Annotated in this window: 11 protein-coding genes; all 11 read right to left on the bottom strand. The window is 33.8% G+C overall.

The window, feature by feature from the left end:
- A partial coding sequence (locus CKF54_RS06420) for a hypothetical protein (RefSeq protein ID WP_147396827.1) occupies positions 1-245 on the bottom strand: 245 nt, incomplete at its 3' end.
- 207 nt (positions 246-452) lie between these two features.
- Positions 453-2,267: an amino acid ABC transporter ATP-binding/permease protein gene (locus CKF54_RS06415; RefSeq protein ID WP_119525538.1), complete on the bottom strand. Its 1,815-nt coding sequence runs from the start codon at positions 2,265-2,267 to the stop codon at positions 453-455.
- Positions 2,260-4,311: an ATP-binding cassette domain-containing protein gene (locus CKF54_RS06410; RefSeq protein WP_119525537.1), complete on the bottom strand. Its 2,052-nt coding sequence runs from the start codon at positions 4,309-4,311 to the stop codon at positions 2,260-2,262. Before CKF54_RS06410 ends, CKF54_RS06415 begins: the two co-directional genes overlap by 8 nt.
- Before the next feature lie 63 nt (positions 4,312-4,374).
- Complete coding sequence (gene trxB, locus CKF54_RS06405; RefSeq protein WP_119525536.1) at positions 4,375-5,322, bottom strand: thioredoxin-disulfide reductase; 948 nt, start codon at positions 5,320-5,322, stop codon at positions 4,375-4,377.
- A gap of 133 nt (positions 5,323-5,455) precedes the next feature.
- Positions 5,456-7,132: an energy-dependent translational throttle protein EttA gene (ettA, locus tag CKF54_RS06400; RefSeq protein ID WP_119525535.1), complete on the bottom strand. Its 1,677-nt coding sequence runs from the start codon at positions 7,130-7,132 to the stop codon at positions 5,456-5,458.
- Between the two features lie 29 nt (positions 7,133-7,161).
- Positions 7,162-7,980, bottom strand: coding sequence for an exonuclease domain-containing protein (locus CKF54_RS06395; protein ID WP_119525534.1), 819 nt, complete (start codon positions 7,978-7,980; stop codon positions 7,162-7,164).
- 1 nt (position 7,981) lies between these two features.
- Complete coding sequence (gene gloA / locus CKF54_RS06390; protein WP_119525533.1) at positions 7,982-8,398, bottom strand: lactoylglutathione lyase; 417 nt, start codon at positions 8,396-8,398, stop codon at positions 7,982-7,984.
- 130 nt (positions 8,399-8,528) lie between these two features.
- A complete protein-coding gene (locus CKF54_RS06385) occupies positions 8,529-8,789 on the bottom strand; it encodes a YfhL family 4Fe-4S dicluster ferredoxin (protein ID WP_119525532.1) in 261 nt (86 codons plus the stop codon).
- A 116-nt stretch (positions 8,790-8,905) separates the two neighbouring features.
- The gene (gene rplS / locus CKF54_RS06380; protein ID WP_119525531.1) at positions 8,906-9,259 is read right to left on the bottom strand and encodes a 50S ribosomal protein L19; all 354 of its coding nucleotides are present in this window, start codon (positions 9,257-9,259) and stop codon (positions 8,906-8,908) included.
- A 119-nt stretch (positions 9,260-9,378) separates the two neighbouring features.
- Complete coding sequence (gene rpsP / locus CKF54_RS06375) at positions 9,379-9,627, bottom strand: 30S ribosomal protein S16 (RefSeq protein ID WP_119525530.1); 249 nt, start codon at positions 9,625-9,627, stop codon at positions 9,379-9,381.
- Between the two features lie 221 nt (positions 9,628-9,848).
- Positions 9,849-10,355, bottom strand: a 507-nt coding sequence (locus CKF54_RS06370; protein ID WP_222987550.1) for a branched-chain amino acid transport system II carrier protein, incomplete at its 5' end; no start/stop codon positions are given.

Below are 10,355 nucleotides of genomic sequence, written 5' to 3'. Positions count from 1 at the left end.
TTATTTTTTACATTCTCCGGATAAGGAGCATTATTTTTGTCATAAATTTCAAAGTAATTAGCATTTGGAATAAAACTTTCTTTACCATCTTCTTCAATTACTAGTTTACCAATTAAAAATTGTGAATATTTTGGTTTTCCATCGATTTTATACTGGTATCCTCTAAATAAAACGTTTTGAATATTTGAAGATCTAGTAGCTTTAATAACGATTTTTTCTAATGGTAAAGAGTAAGTTTTATTCATAATTTTGGTCAAGAATTATTGCAAAAGTCTAAAGGATAAGTGCAGGGCAGTCTGCCCTGCACTATTATAACATAGTTTAACTTTTTAATCTTGATTTTTTATTGTTTTTTATGCAAAAAGATATTAACCCCTCTTTATAGATTTTTAAGAATTTCGGGAATCCCTATATCTTGATGTTTCATGATAAGACTTCTCTTTTTTTTTATGTTAATGACTAAACTCCTCGAGATAGGTAGTATTATTTAATTTACCCATTTTGAGTAGATGTTGGCAATAGTCATAGTTATTTTTGTTGTGTGATACTAAAATAACACTAGCTTCAAGTTTGTTAGCATGAGCAAAGATTAATTCGAGTACGGTTTTTTCTAAAGCGTAATCAATTGATTCTGTTGGTTCATCTAAGACAAACAGTTTAGCTTGTGAAAGAAGAACACGAGCAATACCAAAACGACGAATTTCTCCACCAGACAGAGCACGTCCTCCGTTGCCTAAAATTTGTTGTAAATCTTTGGTTAAGTAACCAAGACCAACTAATGTTAGAACTTCTTGAGCTTGCTCTACAGTTAAATCATCTTTAGCTATTTTTAAATTATCAAAGATAGAGTCATTAAAAATATAAACTCTTTGACTTAAATGTACGCAAAGTTCTCTTTGCATGCCAGATCTTGCTTCTAAACTAGTAATTTTTTGTCCTTCTTTATCTTGAAGATGGAAATTAATTTCTCCACTATAAGAAGTTTCAAGTCCAAGAATACAGTTAAGTAATGTAGTTTTCCCTAAACCAGAATCACCTTGAATAAGATAGGTATGCTTAGGAGCAAACTTGAAGTTTAAGTTTTCAATAACTGCATTCTTTTGGTAGTTAAAATTAAAGTTTTTAACTTCAAGTTCGATACTATGAGTTTGCTTGACTACCTCTTGCGAAAGTTGATCTGGGAAGAATTTACTAGTATCTCCAACTGCTGAAAGATCTTCAACCTTTTCTAGATCTTGGGCAATTAATTCATTTGCAAGTTTGCTTGCTTGTTTATCATCAAGTAGGGGCTCTAAGTTTCTTGCTGCCACAATTACTTGTCCAAGATGAACAAATAGGTTTGCTAAAGGAATAATAAACTCGATTGAGCCAATAATAATGAAGATAAAAATTAGCGCTAGACCTGGTAAGCGTAGATCAGTTGCATGCAATACTTGTAGATAACTTGTTCCAAAAATAGTTACAGTTAGTAAGGTGCCAAGTAAAACTTGTAAGATAAAAGTAGTTAGATTTACATACTTATCTTGTTGAAGCTGTTTACTAATTAATTGACTATTAAGTTGGTCTAACTTATCAAGTTTAGCTTTTTCACGATTAAAGATAACATTTTCAAATTGTAGTTCTAAATAATTTAAAAATGCTAGACGTAGACTAGTAGTTTCTTGCTCAATGTTTGCAGCGATTTTTTTACCGAGAGAGTAAAATATCCACGGAACAATTAAAGTAACAAGAATTAGACTACCACCAACAAATAAAGCTAATTTCTGGTCAATATAACCTAAACCAATAGTAAAACCTACAAAAAGTAGTAAGGTACCTAGAAAAGGAATAAGAATATTAACATAGAAACCATCAAGATTATCTATATCTTTAATTACACGGTCAAAGAGTTCATTGTCGCTTAGCTTATTATTACCTTTATTTAAACTAGAGCGGTATTTCTCCATCTTGTTTATATCAGTAAACATAGGTAATAAACCCGCAAAGACTTGGATACGTAGTTTAGTTAAAACTTCAAAAGTTGCTTTGTGGGTAACTAAGCGTTGAGCATATTTTAAGGCAGTACGCGAGATTGCAAAACCACGTACTGAACTTGACGGATAGAAGATATTAAAGTCAATACTAGCAACTAAATAACAAGAAGCTAAGAACCAAGCAGATAAGGTTAGAAGTCCTAACGATGAGCCAAGGCTTAAAATAGTTAGAACTAGTCCTAAGAGCATAATAAAGGTTTTACCAGCAAATAATCTAGTTAGCAATTTAAACATTAGTTTTGCCCTCCACTAAGCTGATACCTTGTTTAGTTAGTTGATAAATTTTATCAAAACTCATGCTGTGCTCTAAACGGTGAGTTACCATTAAAATCCCTTGTTGGTGATTTTTGATATTTGAGAAAATAGCTTTTTCAAGTTTAGAATCTAAGTTAGCAGTTGGCTCATCAATAATAAGGAATAAGTGAGGTTTTGCTAAAGCTCGAGCTAAAGCTAAACGTTGTACTTGTCCTCCAGAGAGACCGATATTATGTTGCTCAATAGTATATTTCAAGCTACGTTGAGAAACTAATGCTTCTAATTGAGCTTTAATAATTGCTTCTTTAATTGATAACTGACTTAAACTTGGTAAGTTTTGTAGGTAGTTTGCATATTTTTGTTCTACCTGAGTCAGATTATCAGTATTATTTTGCGCTAAAGTAGGTTTAGCATCTAGATGGTTATTTAAAAATTTAGAGTTGTATCTTAAGTTATCTAGAATAGATACTTGATCTAAATTTGGATTTTGTCCTAACCAACTTAGATAAGGATAGTAAAAGTCTTCATTGATTTCAGTTAATTCAACCCCATCAATTTTTAAACTACCTTGATAAGGATATAGACCTAGTAAGCAAGAAAGTAAACTAGTTTTACCAGCTCCAGATTCCCCAATTATCGCAATTTTCTCATTAAGCTTAAAGCTAAAATTTAGATTTTCTAAGAGTAAGTATCCAGAATGCGTGAATATCTTTAAGTCTTGTGCGACTATTTCACTTGTTTCTGTTAGATATAAAGCCTTTTCTTTTGAAGCTTGACTAAAAGGATACTTTAATTCACTATTACTTGGGGCTTTAGTTGCATCTAAGAAAATAAGTTCTTTTTTACTTTTGCGCTTGCGAGCTTTAGCTGGTTCATCTTTTTCTTCGCTTTGCACATTACGATAAATCTTACTAGAATTAGGATTAGTTGCTAAATCAATTGATTTAAAACTTGAATCATATAAGTTGTCTTTGTCAGCTTTTTCGTCTTGCTCTTGAACTACACGATCAACATCAACATATTCTTGGTTGTCTTGCGCTCTTTGGTTAACAAATTTTTCAATTTCATCAATTGCATTTAAAGCAGATGAGCGGTCGTGATAGTAAGTACCTAAATCTCTTAAAGGTTGGAAAAATTCACCAGCTAAAGTTAGACAGAAAAATCCTGCAAATAAACTTACAGCGGTTCCTGAATAAGTACCAAAATGTAATTGTTCAAGATAAGAAATCCCGAAGTATACAGCCATTAAAGCAACCGATACTGATGAGAGAAACTCTAAAACAGCTGAGTTTAAAAAGGCAACTTTTAAGAGTTGCATGGTAGTATAAGTATAGTTTTGACTATTTGAGGTCATCTTTTCTAAAGTTTCTTTTTGTTTAGAAAAGGCAATAATAGTCTTGATGCCTACTAGCTTATCGTGGAATTGATTTCCTAGATAGAGAAGATTTTTTAGTTGTTTTGCATTCATTTCAGAGGTTTTTAAGCCAATCAGAATCATGAATACAGGTAAAAGCGGAAAACAAATTAACAGTATTAACCCAGCAATCCAGTTGATATAGAAAACAGATATTAAAATTAAGATAGGTTGAATACGTGAAGTAATAGCTTGTGGATAAAAACGAGCAATGTAGTTATTTAATAGTTCTACTTGCTCTAAGTAGTAAACAGACATTTCTACTGTATTGTGACCTAAGCCTTTACTACCCAATTGTTTACATCTAGTTAAAATTTGTTGACGAACTTGAGTACGTACTTTGGCAGCAACTTTTTGAGTTAAGTTGGAACGCAAATAAATAGCAATTGCCTTAACTACGGTTGTTAAAAGTACAATTGCTAAGTAGAGTGAAAGCTGTGAAAGATTATTTATGTCGGCAATAAAAACACTAACAAGCTTAGTTATAGCTACTACTTGTAAAATAGTACAAAAAGTAATTATGAAGATAAAAATATTTAGATAGCGTTTCATGGGTGCGCAGTAGCTATCTAACATTTGTATTAAGTATTTTTGTTTTGCCTTATTCATTGACCAGTCCTAAAATATAAAAAAGCTAGCGCAAATTTGGCTAGCTTTTTTAATGTTAAATCATTACTTTTCATTTTCCATAAGGAAGAATTCTGCATCTAAGGCTGCTTGGCAACCAGCTCCAGCTGAAGTAATAGCTTGTCTATAAGTGTAGTCTGTAACATCACCAGCGGCAAACACTCCTGGAACGCTTGTTTGGGTGCTATATCTTTCCCCATTAGATTTTACATTAATGTAGCCTTTAGTCATCTCTAATTGTCCTTCAAAAATTTCGGTATTAGGATGATGACCAATTGAAATAAATGCACCGTCGACATCAAGAGTTGTGAGGCTTTGATCTTTTACATTTTCAATAACTACTGATTTTAAGCCCATAGCATCATCACCAAGGAACTCTTTAACCGTACTATCTAAGTGTAAAACAATTTTGCCCTCAGCAACTTTTTCGGCTAAACGTTTTTGTAGAATTTTTTCAGCTCTAAATTCTTGACGTCGGTGAATTAGGTGAACAGTATTAGCAATTCCTGAAAGGTATAAAGCTTCTTCAACTGCTACATTACCACCACCAACTACAGCTACAGTTCCATTTTTATAAAAGAAACCATCGCAAACTGCACAAGCTGAAATTCCCATGCCTTTGTATTTAGTTTCAGATTCTAAACCTAAATATTTTGCTGAAGCTCCAGTTGCGATAATAAGCGCTTGCGCTGAGTATTCATTAGTCCCATAAAGTTTGAATGGACGTGATGAAAAATCAACTTTTTTAATAGTGTCAGCAATAATTTCAGTCCCCATGTTTAAAGCATGTTGACGCATATTGTTCATTAAAAAAGTACCTGTGGTTTTTTCAAAAGCACCAGGCCAGTTTTCAATTTCATCAGTAGTTGTTAATTGTCCACCTACTTGAGGACCTGAAATTAAGACAGGTTCTAAACCGGCACGTGCTGCATAAACTGCAGCCGTATAACCCGCAGGACCTGAACCTAAAATAATTAATTTTTTAGTTTCCATAACTATATCCAATCCAATAAAAGTTTCTATATATTTTTCTTTTTTTAGATAGGTTAATTATACTACAAACCCTAAAAATATTCTTTGTAAGCATTAAAATAGCTCCTTGTATCCAAGGAGCTATTTAATATTTTTAAGCACCACGTGCTGAAATATGAGTATATTTACGACGTTTTGGCGCTAATTCTTCTGGAGATAAGTTTTTAACTTTCCAGTCTTCATATTCAGTGAAGTTACCATCAAAGAATACTACTTTACCTGAGTCAGTGTAATCTAGAATATGAGTACAAACTCTATCTAAGAACCAACGGTCATGGCTAATAATCATAGCATTACCTGGGAATTCTAAGATAGCATTTTCTAGAGCACGCATAGTTTCAACGTCTAAGTCGTTAGTTGGCTCATCTAAAAGAAGTAAGTTACCACCAGCTTGTAATAGTTTTGCTAGGTGTACACGACCTCTTTCACCACCAGATAACTCACCAATACGTTTTTGTTGGTCAGAGCCTTTAAAGTTGAAGCGACCTACATATGCTCTTGATGGGATAGCAAAGTTACCAATTTGCATAATGTCTTGCCCTTGGCTAATTTCTTCCCAAATAGTTTTATTGTTGTCTAGATTATCTCTAAACTGATCAACTGAAGCAACTTTAACGGTTTCACCTAAAACAACTTGACCTGAGTCAGCTTGTTCTTGACCTGTAATGATACGGAATAAAGTAGATTTACCCGCACCATTGGCACCGATAATGCCTAGGATTGCCCCTTTAGGTAAACTAAAGTTTAAATCCTCAAATAAAGTACGACCATCGTAGCCTTTAGCTAGACTTTGTACTTCAATAACTTTATCACCTAAGCGTGGACCAGGTGGAATGAAGATTTCATTAGTCTCATTACGTTTTTGGTACTCTTGTGAAGTTAATTCATCAAAGCGTGCCATACGTGCTTTAGATTTAGCTTGACGACCTTTTGGATTTTGACGAACCCACTCAAGCTCTTTCTGGATAGATTTTTGACGTGCGTTTTCAACACTTTGTTCATGTTGTAAACGAGCTTCTTTTTGCTCTAACCAAGAGCTATAGTTACCTTCCCAAGGAATACCTTCACCACGGTCTAACTCTAGAATCCAACCAGCTACATTATCTAAGAAGTAACGGTCGTGGGTTACTGCAACTACAGTACCTTCAAATCTTTCTAGGAACTTCTCTAACCAAGCAACAGATTCAGCATCTAAGTGGTTAGTTGGCTCATCTAGTAAAAGCATATCAGGTTTTTGGAGAAGTAGACGACAAATTGCTACACGTCTTTTTTCACCCCCTGATAGATTGCCAATTAAAGCTTCATCAGGTGGTAAGTGTAATGCGTCTTTAGCACGTTCAATTTCATGCTCTTCCATACCAGAAGCATGAATAATAGCTTCATACTTGCTTTGCTCTGCAGCTAGTTTATCAAAGTCTGCATCAGGTTCAGCATAAGCTGCATAGATGCGCTCAAGTTGTTCTTGAGCATTTTTTAAATCACCTAAAGCTTCTTCAACTGTTTCTTTTACAGTTTTATTAGGATCTAGTTCTGGTTCTTGAGGTAAGTAGCCAATTTTAATACCAGCTTGAGGTCTCGCTGTACCTTCAAAGTTAGTATCAACACCAGCCATAATTCTTAATAAAGTTGATTTACCTGCACCATTTAAACCTAAAACCCCGATTTTAGCACCTGGGAAAAAGCTTAAATTAATATCTTTTAAGATAAATCTATTATTCGGTTGCACTACCTTAGATAGGCGGTGCATAGTAAAAACAAATTGATTGCTCATATTTTTGAGTAATAACAGGATAGATATATTTAATCTGCGTCTTCATCAGTGAGATAAGGGGCAACCATATCTCTACTAGAGTTAACACAGTATGAAAAAAGCTTAGCACATTCATGCGCGTCAAAGAGAGCATCATGAGCTTTGCTTGAATCAAAGTTATAGTTAGGTAATTTGTTTAGTGCAATTTTTAAACGAGAGTCAGCGAGAAAAATCGCACCTAAGACACTCGTATCAAAAGTAGTAAATGGATGGAAAGGAACTCTTTTAATTTTGCAAAGATCTAGGTAATGGTAAATAAAGCCCTTATCAAAATTTACATTATGAGCTGTTAGAACACATCTTTTACAGCCGTGAGCTTTTTGCGCACCACGAGCAAATTTACAAAGAGCAGTTAAAGCTGTAGTTAAATCTACAGCTTTACGCTGATAATTAAAAGGATTGATCTTTGTAATAGCTATTGAGTCAGGATTGATTTGTTTACCCTCTAATGGGTGCACATTTAACTTAAGCTCTGCATAAGGAACTAAGTTTAAGTCCTTATCAAAAGTTAAAGCTACCGCTGCTATTTGAATAATAGAGTGTATGTTGTAATCTATTCCCGTCGTTTCAATATCTACAACAATTGGACAAAATCCTCTAAACCTTTTTACCATGTATTCTGCAGCTTGTTGGTGAACTGGATCTTTTTTATCTAACTGCGTTACTTCTGCATAGTTAGCATATTCATGTCCATTGTAAGCTTTAACACCATTAACATGATCATTTACAAAAAGGCTATAGTCAAATTCGTCAGCAAGTTTACAAATTTTTTCAATTTGCTCTACTGAGAATTCCGAATTGTTAGTCAAATTACACCTCTGTTGATCCTTGAGTAGGACGAGAGCCTAATTCAATAAATTCAATTTTGTAGCCATCTGGATCTTCAACAAAGGCTATAACTGTTTTACCACCTTTAACTGGACCAGCTTCACGGGTAACTTTACCACCAGCTTGTTTTACTTTTTCACAAGCTTCATAAGCATTTTCAACGCCAATAGCAACGTGACCATAGGCAGTACCTAGATCATATTTATCAACGCCCCAGTTATAAGTTAGTTCAATTTCTGCTTGCTCTGGATTAGCTTCGTAACCTAAGAAAGCTAAAGTATATTTGTATTCTGGGTTTTCTGAAGTACGTAATAGTTTCATACCTAATACTTCAGTGTAAAATTTAATAGAGCGATCTAAATCGCCTACACGGATCATAGTGTGAAGAATACGATTCATAAGTCTCCTAAAAAGTTTGCAAGAAGTCAAAAAAAGATCGCTAGTTACTAGGATCTGGTGTATGCTCACTAAAATACTAAAGAGTCAAATAAGGCAATTTCTTGCACCTTGCCTAATTTGATCTTTAAGGTTAAAGTTCATCAGAATGATGGATAAGAATAAACTTTTCCCATAAAGTTTCTTGTGATTCAACATAGTTAGGATCGCTAATGATACACTTGTTAATCGGACAGCATGCCTGACAAGTTGGCGTATCATAAAACCCAACACACTCTGTGCATAAAAGAGGATCGATTTCGTAGATTTCTTCACCTACGTAAATCGCAGAATTGGGGCACTCTGGTAAGCACATATCACAATTAGTACATTTTTGTGTAATTAGTAAAGCCACAATTATTAATATGTTGTTAATTATTAAATTCTATATTATACCACGTATTAAAACTTTATCAAAGAAAACAAAAAAGAGGAGAGGTAAATGACCTCTCCCTTTTATGTGTCTTCAAATTATTTAGTTTCAAGACGTTCTTTAATACGTGTAGCTTTACCGCTTAAGTTACGTAAGTAGTAAAGTTTAGCTTTACGTACAGCACCTTTACGTTTTACTGTAATAGAGTCGATAATTGGTGAGTGAGTTTGGAATACACGCTCAACACCTTCACCGTTAGAGATTTTACGTAATGTAAATGCTGAGTGTAAACCACGATTACGAATCGCAATTACAACACCTTCAAATGCTTGTAAACGTCTTTTATTACCTTCAACAACCCACACTTTAACTTCTAAAGTGTCACCAGTACGGAAACTTGGTAGGTCTTTTTTTAATTGAGCTTCTTCAAGCTTTTTAATGATATTACTCATTTTAATTCCTCACCTAGTTAACAGTAGTCACGGACTATTCTCTGCCAGAGCTAGTATAAAAAATAATGTTAAAAAATAAAAATTCGAAATTAATTTATACTCTTACGAGTTTGAACTGATTAAGCAGCTTTTTGAGCTTCTTTAACTAAGCTAGCTACGCGATCAGATAATTGAGCACCTTTTGCTTTCCAAGATGCAATAGCTTCTAAGTTTAATTCTAAACGTTTAGCTTGACCTGAAGCTAGTGGGTTGAAGTAACCAACTCTTTCGATGAAGCGACCGTCACGTGCAAAACGTGAGTCAGCAACAACTACTTGATAGAAAGGACGTTTTTTAGATCCGCCTCTTGATAAACGAATAACTACCATGTGTTTTTCCTGTTTCTGTTAAATTGAATTGATAAAGTGTAATAAAATTTGAAGGATTTATTATATTCTTATAGATACATTCAAAGGGAATATTACTTTGACAAGAATATAATGGCTTATTATATCAATTTTCTTCCTAATTTGCAAAATAATTTAATAAAAAAGAAGTACTCAAAGTTTCCTTTGAGTACTGTAAGATTATTTTTAATTACTGATTAGTATTAAACTACATCTTCAAATTCGTCTTCAGCTTGTTGTTTACGAGCACGACGATGTTTTTCTTTATCACCTAGTAAGTAAGTTACTACTGGCTGTTTAGGGAAACAGAAACCAATAGCAGCACCAACTAACATAGGAACAAACCAACTGAAATCAGAGTTACCAAATGGGATATAGTCTCTCACAAATCCTAAGATGTCGATTGCGCCATCTAAGTAGAAAATTGAGAAGTATTTGAAGCAGTCTGCAAACGCAAATGGTAATACAAAGATAGCTACAAATCTATAAACCCAAACTCTTTCTTTAGTAATGCTGTTGAATAAAGTAACGATTACTAAAGCGATTGTGATTGGATAAGTGAAATAGATAAACGGTATTGAAGTCTTAATTACAGAAGAAAGACCTTGCACTGATAAGAATGCTGAAGATAATGTATAGATTATTAACCAGCCTTTTTCAGAGAATAAACCGAATAAGTTGTGGCTATAGTTACGGAGAATGTAAAAAAT

The sequence above is a fragment of the Psittacicella hinzii genome, assembly GCF_003585885.1.
In the GTDB taxonomy this organism is placed as follows: domain Bacteria; phylum Pseudomonadota; class Gammaproteobacteria; order Enterobacterales; family Psittacicellaceae; genus Psittacicella.
This window is presented reverse-complemented; position numbering and strand designations above follow the sequence as displayed.